Annotated in this window: 19 protein-coding genes and 4 pseudogenes; 3 read left to right on the forward strand and 20 right to left on the reverse strand. The window is 71.7% G+C overall.

The window, feature by feature from the left end; translation table 11 throughout:
• Nucleotides 1–20 precede the first annotated feature (20 nt).
• From ACQ86J_RS33485 to ACQ86J_RS33575, 19 genes and pseudogenes are all read right to left on the reverse strand, one after another.
• On the reverse strand, nucleotides 21–1004 hold the full coding sequence (locus ACQ86J_RS33485) for a YihY/virulence factor BrkB family protein (protein ID WP_431268902.1): 984 nt from the start codon (nucleotides 1002–1004) through the stop codon (nucleotides 21–23).
• A 77-nt stretch (nucleotides 1005–1081) separates the two neighbouring features.
• A complete protein-coding gene (locus ACQ86J_RS33490; RefSeq protein ID WP_431268903.1) occupies nucleotides 1082–1303 on the reverse strand; it encodes a hypothetical protein in 222 nt (73 codons plus the stop codon).
• Entirely contained in the window at nucleotides 1276–1794 is a 519-nt protein-coding gene (locus ACQ86J_RS33495) for an ATP-binding cassette domain-containing protein (protein ID WP_431268904.1), read from the reverse strand. Before ACQ86J_RS33495 ends, ACQ86J_RS33490 begins: the two co-directional genes overlap by 28 nt.
• The gene (locus ACQ86J_RS33500; RefSeq protein ID WP_431268905.1) at nucleotides 1791–2003 is read right to left on the reverse strand and encodes a hypothetical protein; all 213 of its coding nucleotides are present in this window, start codon (nucleotides 2001–2003) and stop codon (nucleotides 1791–1793) included. Before ACQ86J_RS33500 ends, ACQ86J_RS33495 begins: the two co-directional genes overlap by 4 nt.
• Nucleotides 1982–2818 carry an SbmA/BacA-like family transporter gene (locus ACQ86J_RS33505; protein WP_431268906.1) on the reverse strand — a complete coding sequence of 279 codons (837 nt, stop codon included), beginning with the start codon at nucleotides 2816–2818 and terminating at the stop codon, nucleotides 1982–1984. Before ACQ86J_RS33505 ends, ACQ86J_RS33500 begins: the two co-directional genes overlap by 22 nt.
• Nucleotides 2819–2854: 36 nt before the next feature.
• Nucleotides 2855–3304 carry a DUF1499 domain-containing protein gene (locus ACQ86J_RS33510; protein ID WP_431268907.1) on the reverse strand — a complete coding sequence of 150 codons (450 nt, stop codon included), beginning with the start codon at nucleotides 3302–3304 and terminating at the stop codon, nucleotides 2855–2857.
• Nucleotides 3301–3630 carry a DUF3253 domain-containing protein gene (locus ACQ86J_RS33515; protein ID WP_431268908.1) on the reverse strand — a complete coding sequence of 110 codons (330 nt, stop codon included), beginning with the start codon at nucleotides 3628–3630 and terminating at the stop codon, nucleotides 3301–3303. The genes ACQ86J_RS33510 and ACQ86J_RS33515 overlap by 4 nt, the downstream gene beginning before the upstream one ends.
• A gap of 17 nt (nucleotides 3631–3647) precedes the next feature.
• Nucleotides 3648–4346: an FAD-dependent oxidoreductase gene (locus ACQ86J_RS33520; RefSeq protein WP_431268909.1), complete on the reverse strand. Its 699-nt coding sequence runs from the start codon at nucleotides 4344–4346 to the stop codon at nucleotides 3648–3650.
• 89 nt (nucleotides 4347–4435) lie between these two features.
• Nucleotides 4436–4624: an FAD-dependent oxidoreductase gene (locus ACQ86J_RS33525; RefSeq protein WP_431268910.1), complete on the reverse strand. Its 189-nt coding sequence runs from the start codon at nucleotides 4622–4624 to the stop codon at nucleotides 4436–4438.
• 45 nt (nucleotides 4625–4669) lie between these two features.
• Nucleotides 4670–5560: an EAL domain-containing protein gene (locus tag ACQ86J_RS33530; protein ID WP_431268911.1), complete on the reverse strand. Its 891-nt coding sequence runs from the start codon at nucleotides 5558–5560 to the stop codon at nucleotides 4670–4672.
• 153 nt (nucleotides 5561–5713) lie between these two features.
• The gene (locus ACQ86J_RS33535; protein ID WP_431268912.1) at nucleotides 5714–6145 is read right to left on the reverse strand and encodes a DUF1194 domain-containing protein; all 432 of its coding nucleotides are present in this window, start codon (nucleotides 6143–6145) and stop codon (nucleotides 5714–5716) included.
• Nucleotides 6120–6371: pseudogene (locus ACQ86J_RS33540) on the reverse strand (DUF1194 domain-containing protein); the annotation flags it as partial. The pseudogene ACQ86J_RS33540 and the gene ACQ86J_RS33535, both read right to left, overlap by 26 nt.
• A 305-nt stretch (nucleotides 6372–6676) precedes the next feature.
• The gene (locus tag ACQ86J_RS33545; protein WP_431268913.1) at nucleotides 6677–7078 is read right to left on the reverse strand and encodes a DUF924 family protein; all 402 of its coding nucleotides are present in this window, start codon (nucleotides 7076–7078) and stop codon (nucleotides 6677–6679) included.
• 22 nt (nucleotides 7079–7100) lie between these two features.
• A pseudogene (locus ACQ86J_RS33550) lies at nucleotides 7101–7256 on the reverse strand (DUF924 family protein); the annotation flags it as partial.
• Between the two features lie 176 nt (nucleotides 7257–7432).
• Complete coding sequence (locus ACQ86J_RS33555; RefSeq protein ID WP_431268914.1) at nucleotides 7433–8122, reverse strand: hypothetical protein; 690 nt, start codon at nucleotides 8120–8122, stop codon at nucleotides 7433–7435.
• Nucleotides 8123–8158: 36 nt separating this feature from the next.
• Nucleotides 8159–9676 (reverse strand): FAD-linked oxidase C-terminal domain-containing protein, encoded by a 1518-nt coding sequence (locus ACQ86J_RS33560; protein WP_431272627.1) that lies wholly within the window; start codon nucleotides 9674–9676, stop codon nucleotides 8159–8161.
• Nucleotides 9677–10053, reverse strand: a pseudogene (locus ACQ86J_RS33565) (FAD-binding oxidoreductase); the annotation flags it as partial.
• A gap of 117 nt (nucleotides 10054–10170) precedes the next feature.
• Nucleotides 10171–10368, reverse strand: coding sequence for a hypothetical protein (locus tag ACQ86J_RS33570; protein ID WP_431268915.1), 198 nt, complete (start codon nucleotides 10366–10368; stop codon nucleotides 10171–10173).
• 8 nt (nucleotides 10369–10376) lie between these two features.
• Nucleotides 10377–10979: a zinc-binding dehydrogenase gene (locus tag ACQ86J_RS33575; RefSeq protein WP_431268916.1), complete on the reverse strand. Its 603-nt coding sequence runs from the start codon at nucleotides 10977–10979 to the stop codon at nucleotides 10377–10379.
• 338 nt (nucleotides 10980–11317) lie between these two features.
• Between ACQ86J_RS33575 and ACQ86J_RS33580 the strand changes: the two genes are divergently transcribed.
• A complete protein-coding gene (locus tag ACQ86J_RS33580) occupies nucleotides 11318–12502 on the forward strand; it encodes a pyridoxal-phosphate-dependent aminotransferase family protein (protein ID WP_431268917.1) in 1185 nt (394 codons plus the stop codon).
• A gap of 30 nt (nucleotides 12503–12532) precedes the next feature.
• Here the strand turns inward: ACQ86J_RS33580 and ACQ86J_RS33585 are convergent.
• A pseudogene (locus tag ACQ86J_RS33585) lies at nucleotides 12533–13373 on the reverse strand (IS5 family transposase).
• Nucleotides 13374–13512: 139 nt separating this feature from the next.
• Here ACQ86J_RS33585 and ACQ86J_RS33590 point away from each other — a divergent pair.
• Both ACQ86J_RS33590 and ACQ86J_RS33595 read left to right on the forward strand, forming a co-directional pair.
• Nucleotides 13513–14046: a thermonuclease family protein gene (locus ACQ86J_RS33590; protein ID WP_431268918.1), complete on the forward strand. Its 534-nt coding sequence runs from the start codon at nucleotides 13513–13515 to the stop codon at nucleotides 14044–14046.
• A gap of 346 nt (nucleotides 14047–14392) precedes the next feature.
• Nucleotides 14393–14953, forward strand: a complete 561-nt coding sequence (locus tag ACQ86J_RS33595; RefSeq protein ID WP_431268919.1) for a VOC family protein — start codon at nucleotides 14393–14395, stop codon at nucleotides 14951–14953.
• Nucleotides 14954–15372: the final 419 nt, after the last annotated feature.

Raw genomic sequence — 15372 nt, forward strand, 5'->3', positions numbered from 1 at the left:
TCACGGCTCGACCACCCCGGCTAGCGCTTGCGCTTCAGCAGGGTCAGCGCCACCGCCGTCAGTGCCGCGGCGCCGACCGTGGGGGCGGCGCTCTTGCGCGGCCTTTCCCGGCGCCGCTGCTTGCGGCAGGGATTGACCGGCTCGGCGGCCAGAGCCTCCTGCGCCTCGGCATTGCCCAGCATGCCGGCCCAGACCTTGGTGAACTCCGCGCCCAGCAGGAATATCTGCGCGGAGTAGTAGATCCAGAGCAGCACAGCCATCAGCGCGCCCGCCGCGCCATAGGTGCTGGCGATGCCGGTGGTGCCGATATAGAAGCCGATCAACCACTTGCCGATGGTGAAGAGGAAGGCGGTGACCAGGGCGCCGACGCCCACGTCGCGCCAGCCGATATGTCGGTTCGGCAGCACCTTGTATATGCCGGCGAAAACCAGCGCGGTCATGCCGAAGCTGAGCGCGAAGTTGGTCAGGCCGATGAGGTTGCTGGTCTGCGGCACCAGCTCGGTCGCCCAGGTGGTCACTGCCGCCATCACCGCCGTCGCGGTCAGGGATGCAAGCAGCAGCAGCCCGGTGCCGAGCACCAGCCCGACGCTGACCAGCTTGTTGCGCAGCAGGTGGATCCAGGTATCGCGCTCAGGCGGCGGGGCGCGCCAGATGACGTTCAGCGCGGTCTGCACCTCGGTGAAGACGCTGCTGGCAGTGATCAGCAGCACGGCGATCCCGATCACCGCGGCGATGCGGCCGGATTGCTGGTCGGCTGCGCTGCGGATCAGGCCCTCCACCACCTGGGCGCCGGTATCGCCCATCAGTTCGTGCAGGTGGTGCGCGACCGCGCCCTCCACCGCCTGGGCCCCGAAGAAGATGCCGGCGATGGCAATGGCGATGACCAGCAGCGGGGCGACGGAGAAGAAGGAGTAGTAGGCGATCGCGGCGCCGCGACTCATGGCGTCGTCGGCGATGTAGCCTTCGACGCTGCCGCGGATCAGGTCCCAGAGCCGTTGCAGCATAGTCTCTCCTTCCCGGGTGGCTCCGGCCCCCGGGTGCACGCGGCGGTGAACGGGCTGCGACGCACCGCGGTTCCGCGCTATATCGCGCCGGCCGCCAGCCGCCCCTCCCGCACCCGCAATGCCCGCTGGTGGTACTGCGCCACCGCCGGCCGATGCGCGATCGAGACCAGCGTCGTCCGCGGCAGCCTTTCCTTCAGCAACGCATAGAAGCGCGCCTCGGCCTCCGGGTCGAGGCTGGCGGTGGCCTCGTCGAGGAAGAGCCAGTCCGGCTTCAGCAGCAGGGCGCGGGCGAGCGCCACGCGCTGCTGCTCGCCGCCCGAGAGGCGCCGGTCCCAGGCATCCTCCTCCTCCAGCCGCGCCGCGGGTGGCCGAGCCCGGCATCCTCCAGCGCCGCCCGCACCTCGGCCTCGGTGAAGTCGGTCACCGGGCGGGGGTAGCAGACCGCGCGGTGCAGCGAGCCAAGCGGCAGGTAGGGCCGCTGCGGCAGGAACAGGACCGAGGCGCCCTGCGGCACCCGCACCCGCCCGGCGCCGAAGGGCCAGATGCCGGCGATCGCCCGGAACAGGGTGGACTTGCCGGAGCCGGATGGCCCGGCGACGAGCACCGCCTCGCCGGGTTCGATCCGGGCCGCGGCGTCCCGCAGCAGGACGCGGCCATCGGGCAGCGCCAGGGTCACGCCGTCCAGCGCCAGGTCGGGCCGCGGCTCGGCCGCCGCCTGCACCCCGGCGCCGGCCTCGGTCGCGCCGCGGGCGGCATCGATCGCGTCCATGAAGCCGGTGATGCGCTTCACCGTGGCGCGCCATTCGGTGAGGGAGGCGTAGTTGTCGACGAACCAGGAGAGCGCCCCTGGACCTCCCCGAAGGCATTGGCCGTCTGGGTCAGGCCGCCGAGCGGAATCTTGCCGGCGAAATAGGCCGGAGCGGCAACGACGAAGGGAAAGACGGTCGCCACCTGCGAATAGCCGGCGGTGAAGAAGGTCAGCCGCTTGGTGGCGACCATGATGGCCCACCAGTCTCGATCAGCGCCTGGAAACGCTGCACCAGGCCGCGCCGCTCGTCGGCCTCCCCGCCATAGAGCGCGATGCCTTCCGCATTCTCGCGCAACCGGACCAGGGCGTAGCGGAAGTCGGCCTCGACCCGCTGCTGGTTGAAGTTCAGCGGGATCAGCGCCCGGCCGACCCAATGCGCCAGAACGGTGCCGACCACGGCGTAGACCAGCGCCACCCAGACCATGTAGCCGGGGATCTCGATGCCAAAGAGCGTCGCCGGGCCCGACAGACCCCAGAGCACCAGGATGAAGCTGAACAGCGACACGACCGAGCGCATCAGGCCAAGGCCGAGCGCCAGGGTGTTGTCCACGAACATCCTGAGGTCCTCGGCGACCCGCTGGTCCGGGTTGTCGGTGCCGGGATCGGTGAGCGCAATGCGGTAATAGGCGCGGTCGGCCAGCCAGCGGTCCAGCACCTGCCGCGTCATCCAGCCGCGCCAGCGGATCTGCAGCGCCTGGCGCAGGTAGAGCTGGTAGACCGCGATCAGGATGTAGAGCACCGCGACGAAGACGAAGCCGGGCATCGGCCCCGACTCCGTCTGCCGCCACCAGAACAGCAGCGCCCAGAAGGCGTCGGCGTCCTTCGCCTGCAGGCTGTTGAAGAACTCCCGGTTCCAGTAGCTGAGCAGCACGCTCATCCCGACCAGGGACAGGTTCAGCAGGACGACGACGCCGAGCAGCAGCCGGGCGCGCCAGCGCTCCTCGCTGCGCCAGAAGGGGCCGGCGATGCGCCAGGCATCGGCCAGGAAGAAGCTGAGGCGCCGCATGGGCCTTCTCCGCAGGTCAGGAGGGGAAAGGAGGGATCAGCGCCGCCGCAGCGCGGCGTCGAGGGCGGCCAGCCACGCCTCGACCCGCTTGCGGTTCACGCCCATGTCGGACCAGCCGAACAGGCTGCGGGAATAGAGGAAGAGCCCGGCACCCTGCGCCCCGGGCACAAGCTCCGCCACGATGATGTCGGGGTAGTTCATCAGCGCGGAGCGGGCCACCCATTGCGCCTGCCGCCGGGCGGGGAACTCGCCGTAGCGGGCGACGCGGTCCATGCCGTCACCGAGCGCCCGCAGCACCGGCCATGCGGTGCCGGCGTCGACCGGCAGGGGCGGCGTGACCACCTGCGCCTGCGGATGCGCGCCGGCCGGCGCCGCGAGGCAGGCATTGGGCGAGGCGGGCAGCCGCAGCGTGGCGAAGTCCAGCGGCTCGGCCGGCGGCAGCCCGCCCGCGCCGGAGGAGAAGAGGGAGGCGATCGGCGCGCTCATGCCTCCGGCTCCCCGGCAGTGCCACCCGGCACCCTCAGGCGGATCACGCCGCGCACGGCGTCAACCGTCACGGGCTTGCCCTTGCGCAGGATCTCCAGCTGCCTGGCCCCGGCAAGGGTCACGGCAGCCTGCCGCACCTTGCCCATCAGCGGCCGCCAAGCGGCCTCGTCGCCGCCGGCCAGGGCGCGGGCGACCTCGCTGGGGCAGATCGACTTGTCGGCGCCGCGGGCGGCAGCCTGACGGAGGATTTCGGAGGCGATCGCCTCCGGCGCGGGAATCGTCATGATGCGGCGAAGATAGGCCGGGCCAGCCGCGGCACCAGCCATGTTTCGTGTCCCGGGGATCACCCCAGCAGCGCGGCGGCGAGCGCGGTGCCGCTGTCGAAGGCCGCCTCGGCCCGCCCGGCCAGGCACCAGTCGCCGGCAAGGCCGAGGCCGCGCGCCGGGTCGGCCAGGCAGGGCCGGCCGAGCGGCACCTCCACCAGCGAATAGCGCCAGCGATGCGCCGCGGCGTGGATCGGCGCGGGCAGGGCGGCCCCGGCCAGGGCGGCGAGCGCCTCGAGCAGCGCCGGCACCACTGCCTCGGGCGCCTCCTCCAGATGCATGCGGGACCAGGACGGGCTCCCCTGCACCACCCAGCATTCGGCGCCCCGTGGCCGGCCCGGCTTCGAACTGTCCCGCGCCGCCCAGCTGACCGGCCCGCCATCGCCCGGCCGCAGCCCGTCCGGCAGCGGCAAGGGCGCGGCGAAGGCTGCCATCACGGTCCAGCAGGGAGCCAGCCGCACCGCATCCAGCAAGGCGGGCCAGCCGGGCGCATGCGGCGCCACCAGCGGCGCGGCCTGCGCCGGCGGCAAGGCAAGGGCGACGGCATCGAAGGGCCCGTCGCGCGCCGGCTCGGCCGCTGGCAGCGGCCGGCCGGGGCGGACAAGCGCGGCCTCGAGATGACGGATGGTCCAGGCGCCCGGCCCGCCCTCGATCGCGATGACATGCCGGGCCGCGGCCAGGTCGAGCCCGGCGGCCAGGGCGCGGGGCAGGCCGGACATCCCGGGCACGCCGACCAGCCGGCCCGGCTCGCCCCAGGGTGCGGCGCCATGCGCCGCCAGCAGGGCGGCGAATGCTTCGCCCCGCGCGGTCAGGTACTGCGCGCCGTGGTCGGATGCAGCGGCTGGCCACCGGCTTCGGCCCGCCGCGTCGCCAGCCTGCCGCCGGCGCCGCGGCCCTTGTCGAACAGGCGGATGGTGGCGCCGCGGGCGAGGAGGGCGCGGGCGCAGCTGAGGCCGGCGAGGCCGGCGCCGATCACGGCGATACGGGGGCGGGTCATGCAGCCGCAACGATGGGGCTTTGCCGCGCCGCCGCAAGAGGGGGCTCAGCCGGTCGCCGGCGAGGCGGTTGCCTCGCCGGCCGCGGGCAGGCCGGTCGCCGGCCCGGCGGCGGGGCCGGCGAGCAGCATCCCGAGCGGCATCGGCCCGCCGAACAGGAAGCCTTGGGCTTCCTCGAAGCCCAGCCCGGCCAGCAGCGCCTGCTGCGCCAGGGTCTCCACCCCTCGGCCACCAGGCGGAGCTGCATGGCCTTGCCGATGTCGCGGATGGCCCGCAGGATCGCCAGGTCGGCCGGCTGGGCGGGCAGGGGCGCGATCAGGCTGCGGTCCAGCTTCAGGGTGCTGAATGGCAGCCGCCGCGAGCCAGGCGAAGGACGCATAGCCGGTGCCGAAATCATCCAGCGCCAGGCCGATGCCACGGCTGCGCAGCGCCCCCAGCATGGCAGCAACCTGGGTGACGTCGGCCAGCGGCAGGCTCTCGGTCAGTTCCAGCTCCAGCCGCTCCGGCGCCAGGCCGCTTTCCGCCAGGGCAAGGTCCACCTGGACAGGCAGCACGCCGGCGGCAAGCTGCCGCACCGAGACATTGACCGAGACGCGGCCGAGCTGCGGGTGGCGGGCAGCCTCCTCCGCGGCCCGGCGCAGCACCCAGCCGCCGAGTTCCACGATGAGGTCGGAGCCCTCGGCGATCGGGATGAAGGCAGTGGGCGGGACGCTGCCGCGCGCGGGGTGGTGCCAGCGGAGCAGGGCCTCCGCCCCGTTGCGCAGGCCATCGGCCAGCCGGATGCGGGGCTGGTAGTGCAGCGTCAGCTCGCTGCGGCCGATGGCGCCGCGTAGGTCGGTTGCCAGGCGGCGGCGGAGCGCGCGGTCCAGCAGGCTGGCCGCGACTGCGACCGGGCCCTTGGCCGAGGGTGTCCCAGGGGCTTTGTTGCGTGCTGGCATCCTGCCGGTCCTCTGTGCAGCGGCAGTAGCCACCCCTGGCGTGAAGCAACCCCTAACACCCGGCACGGTGCGGCTTACCTGCCGTCAGTCGCCAACGCACGCTCAGGGGTTTTTCGGTATTGAATCACACTAGCCTTGAAGCTGGCTCGGGCCTCAGGCGAAGCGCTCCACCCGGGCGCCCGGGGCCGGGACGGCCGCGATCTCGCGGATGATCTTGCGGCGCACCGCGGCCTCGAAGGCCGGGAAACCCTCGGCCACCACCAGGAAGGCGCCGGGGCCGCCGATCACCTCCTCGCGGTAGTAGGTGTCGAGCGGCGGCATGCCGGCGGTCTGGGCGAAGGGACCCGGCTGCTTGTCCAGCACCGCGAGGCCGTTCAGCACGATGCCCTGGGCCAGCGCCTCCTCCCGCGCATCGGCAACCGGGCGGCCGGGATTGTTCACCCCGTCGCCGGAGATGTCGACCACCTTGCGGGTGCCCTCGAAGCCCTGGCCGAGATTGTCGCGCGGCGAAGTCCATGGCGCCGGAGATCGAGGTGTAGAGCCAAGTGCGGCGGGGGGCGGCGGCGATGGCATCGGCGAAGCCATTGGCCGAGGCGACGCTGTCCAGCTTGGTCCAGGGGACGAGGATGTTCTGGATGTGCCAGTCGGACCATGTGAACATCTGGCAGGCTATGGCGCCGACCGGGCCGCCCATGATGCCCTCGATCAGCTTGCGGTCGCGGAAGGCGGCTTCGTAGCCGCTGAACTGCAGTTCCTGCTCCTCGGGGTCGACCGAGCGGCTGACATCGACCGCCAGGATCAAGCTCGACATCCACCGGGGTGTTGGCGCGGGCGCGGGAGGACAGCAGGAGGGCGGGGGTGGCCAGGGCGGCCCCCAGCAGCGAACGACGGAGCATATGACCCCCTTGTGCCGGTGCCCGGGCCGCGACGCGCGGGACGGTGCGGTCCGGCAAGGACCTGAAGGCGGGCCGTAGGCTGGGCTGCTCCCTGTTCTTGCGGTCAGACTAGAAGCCGTCTTGTTGCATCGCAAGATAATGTTGCAATGCACAACGCGGGCGATGTCACCGGGTTGCCGACAACCTGGCGAAAAAAGGTGGCCAGTGTCTTGGCGCTGCCTCAGAAGCCGGCGCCGGGCTGCGCCAGATAGGCTTCCTCCTCGGGCGTGCTTGGCCGCCCAAGCGCGGCGTTACGGTGCGGGAAGCGGCTGAAGCGGCGGATCACCGCGCGATGCGCCCAGGCATAGGCGATGCTGGCCCCTGGTGCGGCATGCACCGGGTCGTCGCGCAGCCCCTCGAAGAGCGCGACCGAGAGGTCCTGGTCGGCCAACTCCTCGGAATGCTCGAAGGGGAGGTAGAGGAAGCAGCGGGCGGTGCAGGGCAGGGCCAGGTCGTGCCGGTCGCGCAGCACCGACTGGCGCGCCACGGCGCGGGCATGGGGATCCGACGCGAAGGCGGCGGCCGTGCCGCGGTGCAGGTTGCGCGGGGAATTGGTCGAGCACCAGCAGCAGGGCGAGCGCACCCTCCGGCGTCGCCGCCCAGGCATCCAGCGCGCCGTCCCGCGCCGGGGCGAGCAGGTCGCCGAAGCGGTCGCGGCAGGCGGCGTCGAAGGCCGGGTCGGGCCGGAACCAGCGCTCGAGTTGCCACGGCGCGAGGTCGGGGCCAAACCAGAAGTCGAGGATCTCCGCGGGTTCGGTCATGACAGCGCCCGGTCCAGCACGCGGACACTGTGCAGCGCCTCCGCCCCGCGAGGTCGGCGATCTGGTGGCGGCAGGAGGTGCCGTCGGCGACGATCAGGTGGTCGGCCGGGGCGGCGCGGACCGCCGGCAGCAGGGAAAGCTCGGCCATGGATTTCGAGACTTCGAGGTTCTCCGCCTCATAGCCGAAGGACCCGGCCATGCCGCAGCAGGAGGAGGTGATCGGCGTCACCTTCAGGCCCGGCACCAGGGTCAGCATGGCGACCGCGGCGGGGAAGGCGCCGAAGCTCTTCTGGTGGCAATGGCCGTGGATATGCGCGGCGGCCGCGGCGATGGGCTTCAGCGCCATGCGGGGCTTCTCCCGCGCCAGGGATTCCGACAGCAGCAGGGCGCGCTCGGCCAGCGCCCCGGGCGGCCTGGCCCGGCAGCAAGGCGGGGAATTCGTCGCGCAGCGTCAGCAGCGAGGAGGGCTCGATGCCGATGACCGGGGAGGCGAAGCCAGGGAGTGCTTCCAGCGTCCGCCGCGCCTCGGCCCGTGCCTCCTCGACCAGCCCGGCGGCGAGCAGCGTGCGGCCCTCGTCCAGCGGCCGGGCGCCCTTGGCCGGCCGGGCGACGGCGACGCGGTAGCCGGCGGCGGCCAGCACCCGTGCCGCGGCGCGCAGGTTCTCCGGCTCGAAGTAGCGGTTGAAGACATCCGCGAAGAGGATGACCTCGCCCTCCCGCCCGTCCGGCGCCGGCAGCTCGGCATCGTGGAAGGCGTCGCGGCGGAAGCGGGGCAGGCTGCGCCCGGCGGCGAAGCCGAGCAGGCGTTCGGACAGGCCGGCCAGGCCGGGGATGCTGTCCCGCGCATTGGCCAGGATGGGGGGCAAGGCTGGCAAAGGGCGCCCAGCGCGGCATCGTGGCGATCAGCCGGTCCTTGGCATTGACGCCGTAGCTTCGCCGCCCGCGCCGCCATGGCCTCGATCTTCATCTTCGCCATGTCGACGCCGGTCGGGCATTCCCGCCGGCAGCCCTTGCAGGAGACGCAGAGCTTCAGCGCGGCATGCACCTCGTCCGAGGCCAGCGCATCCGGGCCGAGCTTGGCCGGTGAGCGCCAGGCGCAGCGTATTGGCGCGGCCGCGGGTCAGGTGCTGCTCGTCGCGTGTCGCGCGGAAGCTCGGGCACATCACGCCGGCATCGAATTTCCGGCAGGTGCCGTTGTTGTTGCACATCTCGACCGCGCCGAGCAGCCCGCCCTGCGGGCCGGGCCAGGCCGACCAGTCGAGCGCCGGCGTGACCTTGGCGTCGGCCGCGTAGTCCGGGTGGTAGCGGAACAGGCTGCGATCATCCATCCGTGGCGGGCGGACGACGCGGCCGGGGTTGAGCAGGCCGGCGGGGTCGAAGGCGTCCTTCACCGCCTCGAAGGCGCGGGCGACGCGCGGGCCGAACATCGGCTCGTTGAACTCGGAGCGGACGATGCCGTCGCCATGCTCGCCGCTATGGCTGCCCTTGTACTCGCGGACGAGGGCGAAGCATTCCTCGGCGATCGCGCGCATCTTCCGCACGTCCTCGCCGTCCTTCATGTTCAGCACGGGACGGACATGCAGGCAGCCGACTGACGCATGGGCATACCACGTGCCCTTGGTGCCGTGCTTCTCGAACACGTCGTTCAGCCGCTCGGTGTAGTCGGCGAGGTCGGACAGGCCGACGGCGCAATCCTCGATGAAGGAGACCGGCTTCCCGTCGCCCTTCATGCTCATCATGATGTTGAGCCCGGCCTCGCGCACCTCGGCGACGGCCGCCTGGAAGCCGGGATCGATGCAGCGGACCACGGCGCCGGGATAGCCGAGATCGGCCATCATCTCGTCCAGCGCATCGAGGCGGCGGGCCAGCGGGCCGTCCTCCTCGCCGTGGAACTCGACGATCAGCAGGCTGTCCGGGTCACCCATCACGATGCGGTCGATGGTGGCGCGGTAGATCGGGATCGAGCGGCCGAGGTCGATCATGGTGCGGTCGACCAGCTCCACCGCCTCCGGGTCCAGCGTGACCAGGTGCTGCGAGGCCGCCATGGCGGCGCGGAAGCTCGGGAACTGGCAGATGCCGAGCGCCTTGCGCGGCTTGATCGGCCATAGCTTGAGATCGAGCGCGGCGGAGAAGGCGAGGGTGCCCTCGCTGCCCACCAGCAGCCGCGCCAGGCTGCCGCGGCCGGCGGCGCGCCCCGCCGGGGTCAGGGCATCGAGGTTGTAGCCGCCGACCCGGCGGAGCTGCTCGGGGAAGCGGGCGGCGATCTCCTCGGCCTCCCGCGCGCCGAGCGCCCGCAGCCGCTGGATCAGGTCGGCGATGCCGGCCGGCACCTCGGCGCCCAGGTTGTCCGGCAGCTCGCCGAAGCGGAACCGGCTGCCATCGGCCAGCAGCGCGTCGATGCCCAGCACGTTGTCGGCCATCAGCCCGTAGCGGATCGACTTGCTGCCGCAGGGATTGTTGCCGGCCATGCCGCCGATGGTGCAACGCGCCCAGGTCGAGGATCGACCGGGAAGAACAGGCCGTGCCGCTTCAGCTGGTCGTTCAGCGCGCCGAGCGCGATGCCCGGCTGCACCGTCGCGGTGCGCGCCGCCGGGTCGACCGCGACGAGCTCCCGCAGGTACTTGGTGCAGTCGATCACCAGCGCCCGGTTCACCGTCTGGCCGCATTGCGACGTGCCGCCGCCACGCCGGCGGGACGGGGATGCCCTCCTCCCGGCAGAGCGCCATGGCGGCCTCGACATCGGCGATGCTGCGCGGCACCAGTACGCCGATCGGCTCGACCTGGTAGATGCTGGCATCCGTCGCGTAGCGGCCGCGGTCGGCGGGGGTCCAGAGCACCTCGCCCTGGGTTTCGCGGCGCAGGCGGTCGGCGATGCGGCTGTCGCCGATACGGGCCTCGGTGGTCACCACGTTCATCAAGCGGATTCCTGCGGCAGCAGGATGAGGGGCGCCTCGGCCTGCCGCGATTCGAGAAGGTCATGCGCCCGCGCCGCCTCGGCCAGCGGCAGGGCCTGGCCGACCTCCGCCCGCAGGGCACCGACGGCGAGGGCGGCGAAAAGCGATGCTGCCATCGCCTCGAGCGCCGGGCGCTCGGCGGTATAGTGGAAGACCATGGGGCGGGTCAGGCTATTGGACTTCGCCGCGAGGCGGTGACGGCGAAGGGCGGGATCGGGCCGGATGACTGGCCGAAATTCACCAGGTGGCCGCGCAGGGCGAGGCATTCGAGCGAGCCGTCGAAGGTGTCGGCCCCAACCAGATCATAGGCGGCATCGACGCCGTGGCCGCCGGTGATCTGCTTCACCCGCGCGACGAAATCCTCCTCCCGGTACAGGATCACGTGGTGGCAGCCGGCGGCGCGGGCGATCTCCGCCTTGGCCGGCGAGCCCACCGTGCCGATCACCGTGGCGCCGAGATGCGCCGCCCACTGGCAGAGCAGCCGGCCGACGCCGCCGGCCGCGGCCTGCACCAGCAGGGTCTGGCTGGCCTCGACGCGATGCACCTGGCGCAGCAGCATCTCCGCCGTCAGCCCCTTCAGCAGGACGCTGGCGGCCAGCCGGTCGCTCATCCCCTCGGGCAGCTTCAGCGCCAGCGCCGCCGGCAGCAGGCGGTGGGAGGCATAGGCACCATAGCCGGCGGTGACATAGCCGATGCGGTCGCCGGCGGCGATGCCGCTGACGCCGGGGCCGACCGCCTCGACCACCCCCGCCGCCTCGATCCCCGGCACGCCGGGCAGCGCCAGGGTGCGATAGAGGCCGGAGCGGACATAGCAGTCGTGGAGAATTGACCCCGATGGCGGTGTGCCGGACCCGCAGCTCGCCCGGGCCGGGATCGCCGACCGCGACCGGCTCGGCGCGAAGCACCGCCGGACCGCCATGCTCGCGGGAGGATGATCGCCTCGGCCATGTGTCGCCTCCTGTGCCTTTGCTCACCGGGGATGGCGGCAAGCTAGCGGTGGAGCAAGCCGCTGTCCGATCTATAATGCTCATCAATCCAAGAAGGGCTTCTCATTGGCGCCCATGGATGGATCGGCGCCATAAGACGCCCGACACGAGGAAGCGACCCATGGCCTATTTCCAGTCCAAGCCGACCTCCGGCCGGCATTTCCTGCAGATCCCCGGGCCGTCCAATACGCCGGACCGCGTGCTGCGGGCGATGGACTACCCGACCATGGACCATCGCGGCCCCGATTTCGGCAAGTTCGGCAAGCAGCTGCTGGAAAAGCTCCGCGCGGTCTTCAAGACCAGCCAGCCGGTCATCGTCTTCCCGGCCTCCGGCACCGGCGCCTGGGAAGCGGCGCTGGCCAATACCCTCTCGCCCGGCGACCGCGTGCTGATGTGCGAGACCGGCTGGTTCGCGCATCTCTGGCAGGAGCTCGCCGGCCGGCTCGGCCTGAAGCCCGAGCTGATCGAGACCGACTGGCGCCGCGGCGCCGATGTCGCGGCGATCGAGGCGGCGCTGCGCGAGGACAAGGGGCACGGCATCAAGGCGGTCTGCGTGGTGCACAACGAGACCAGCACCGGCGCGACCTCGCGCATCGCCGCGGTGCGCAAGGCAATCGACGCCGCCGGCCATCCGGCGCTGCTGCTGGTCGATACCATCAGCGGCCTCGCCTCGATCGACTACCGGCACGATGAATGGGGCGTCGACGTCACCATCGCCGGCAGCCAGAAAGGGCTGATGCTGCCGCCCGGCCTGTCCTTCAACGCGATCTCGGCCAAGGCGCTGAAGGCGGCCGAGGGCGCGAGGATCCCGCGCAGCTACTGGGACTGGCGGCCGATGCTGGCGGCGAATGCCCAAGGGTTCTTTCCCTCCACCCCGGCGACCAACCTGCTCTACGGTCTCGACGCCGCCATCGACATGCTGATGGAGGAGGGCCTCGACAACGTCTTCGCCCGGCATGACCGCTTCGCCGAGGCGACCCGCCGCGCGGTGCGCGCCTGGGGTCTCGAGGTCCAGGTCGAGGTGCCCGGCGAGTATTCCTCGGTGCTGACCGCCGTGCGGCTGCCGGAGGGCCACAGCGCCAATGCGCTGCGGGCGACGATCCTCGAGAAGTTCAACATGAGCCTCGGCAACGGGCTTGGCCGGCTGAACGACCGGGTGTTCCGGATCGGCCATCTCGGCGATTTCGGCCCGCTGCAGCTGGTCGGCACGCTGGGCGGGGTGGAGATGGGCCTCGGCGCCGCCGGGGTGCCGCACAAGCCGGGCGGCGTGCAGGTGGCGATGGCCTATCTGAACGGCAACGCTTGAAGGCTAAGAGCCCATCCGGGAAGTTTGGGTTCATGCTGAGGGCTTTGTTGCCAGCCGTCGAAGCATGATGCGGATCATGGCCATGCGGACGAAGGCGGCGGCGATGCGGCAATGCCGCTCGAAGTCGCGGGCCAGCCGCCGGTTGCGGCTGATCCAGCCGATGGTGCGCTCGACGATCCAGCGCTTCGGCAGCACGACGAAGCGGTGCCTATCGCAGCGTCGCACGATCTCCATCTTCCATGTACCGGTGCGGGCGACGGCGGCGGCCATCTTCGGCCCCTGATAGCCTGCACCGCCGATGATGCGCTCGACAAAGGGAACAGCCTGCGCGCCTGGCGCAGCAGCGGCTCGGCGCCATCGCGGTCCTGCACGTTGGCGGGATGCACGATGACCGCGAGTAGCATGCCGATGGTATCGGTCAGCAGGTGGCGCTTGCGGCCGACGACCTTCTTGCCCGCGTCGTAGCCGGACGGGTCGAGCGTAGAGCCCCCTTTTGCGCGCCCTTCGCCGTCTGGCTGTCGATGATCGCGGTCGTCGGGCTGGCCTCACGCCCGGCACCCTCGCGCACCGCGACGTAGAGCGCGTGGTGGATGCGCTCGATGGTGCCTTCCCATTCCCAGCGCGAGAAGTAATCCCAAACCGTGCTCTTCGGCGGCAGGTCCTTCGGCAGCGCGCTCCATTGGCAGCCGGCGGAGAGCACGTAGAACACCGCGTTCAACACCTCGCGCACGTCCACCTTGCGGGGCCTGCCGCCGTGCTTCGCTGGCCGGATCAGTGGCGCAACCAGCGCCCACTCGGCATCCGTCAAATCTGAGGGATAGCGCAGCCCCCGCCGGTCCGCCGCACGCCGATGTTCCGCCGTCCATGCCATCCGTCTCCTCCCGCGAATCGCCCGCAGGAACAGCGAATCACATCCGATTCAGGCGATTCAATTCCTTTCCGGATGGGCTCTTAGCCTTCGAACTCCGAAGTGGCATGATGGTTAGGCTTGCCACTTTGGAGTTTTCCGCTTGCGACGCCTGCCGGCTTTCATCCTTGCCTTGCTTGCCGCGCTGCAGGTCCCGCCCGCGCTCGCGGCGCCCGAGGAGCTGACCGGCCAGGTGGTCGGCATCACCGATGGCGACACGCTGACGCTGCTGACCCCCGATCGCCGCCAGACCAAGGTGCGGCTGGCCGAGATCGACACGCCCGAGCGCCGCCAGCCCTATGGCAGCCGGGCGCGGGCGGCGCTGGCCGACCTTGCCTTTCAGCGCCGGGTGCGGGTGGTGGTGGAGGACATCGACCGCTACGGCCGCAGCGTCGGGCATGTCTATGCCGGCGGCCGCGACGTGAATGCCGAGATGGTCCGCCGCGGCGCTGCCTGGGTCTACGACCGCTACAACCACGACCCGAAGCTTCCGGTGCTGGAGGCCGAGGCGCGCGCCGCCCGTCGCGGCCTCTGGGCGCTGCCCGAGGCCGAGCGCCTGCCGCCCTGGGAATGGCGCCGCCGCGCCAAGGCGGAGCGTGACGCCGAGCCTGGGCAACGTCGCGCCGCGCCCGGCTGAGCCCCGGGGCGGGCCAGCTCCGCTCCCTGGGTCGCCGCGGAATTGATCTGGCGCATTACCCTTGTCTGCGGCGTTGGCATGATGCCATCGCTGCGCGCGCCGTGCTGCGTCCTGGCGTCCGGTGCCGGCGGAGAGCCGGCGCTGGGGCGCAGGTGGCCGAGCCGGGGCGCGCAGTGATGGGCGGCGGGACGCAATTCGCGGTGCGCCGGCCGCGACGACATGGCGCGCGGCGGCCGGCACCCGGCAACCGCGGCAAGGGAGATCAGGATGGCCGAAATCGACCACATCGTGCTGGGCGCCCGGACTCTCTGAGGAAGGCGCCGCCTTCGTCGAGCAGCACCTCGGCGTGAGGCCCCGCCCGGGCGGCAGGCATGAGGGGTTCGGCACCCACAACATGCTGCTCGGCCTCGGCAAGGGAACCTATCTCGAGATCATCGCTCCCGACCCCGACCAGCCGGAGCCGTCGCAGTCCCGGCTCTTCGACCTGGACGATCCGGCGGTGAAGGTGATGCTGGAAGCCGAGCCGCGGCTGATCGCCTGGGTGGCGCGCACCCCGGTGATGGATGCGGTCGTGTCGCGGCTCGGCCATCGCGCCGGGGAGGTGCGGGAGATGAGCCGGGGCGACCTGCACTGGCGCATGGCCTTCCCGCCGCAGCGCCAGGACATGGACAACCTGATCCCCGCGCTGATCGAGTGGAAGGGGGAGGGCGCGTCCTCCCGCCTGCCGGACAGCCATGTCCGCCTGCTGCACCTGGAGGCCGAGCACCCCGAGGCCGATGCGGTCAAGGCAGCGCTGGCCGATCGCGGACTAGAGGACGCCCTGAAGGTCCGCCGCAGCCCGCGATGCCCGGTTGGTGGCCGGCTGCGCCGGGCCGATGGGCAGGAGGTCACCCTCAGCAGCGGCTGAACCTTAGAGGGTTCGAAATAGATCGCCCGGCCCGCCTTCAACCGGGCTTTGCGCCTGTGCTACACAGCTTCGGCACCAGCCAGCGGTGGATCGTCCGCTGGGACCAATGCTTGGGCGAGGCGCATGGCAGCATTACCGCCGCGGCTTATACCGCCAGAGACGGGCCGGCGGATGGTTGAGCGGCGTCCAGGCCTCGCGCCCGGCGTGCTGCTCCGGCCTGCCCTCCGGCAATGGCGGGGCGGAGCGGCCGGGATGCGGCAGCCGGCCCTGGCCAGGGGCCACGGATTCGACCGCCGCCGTGCAGCGCCGCTGCCGTCCCCGCGGCGGCTGCACTGGCGGCATGCGGCACATCCCGTTCACTTCCGGAAGGACCTCGCGCAGGTGCCCTGCCATCCCTGGCACGATTTGGACCGCTGCCG

The sequence above is a fragment of the Dankookia sp. P2 genome (assembly GCF_050632255.1).
Classification (GTDB): Bacteria; Pseudomonadota; Alphaproteobacteria; order Acetobacterales; family Acetobacteraceae; genus Paracraurococcus.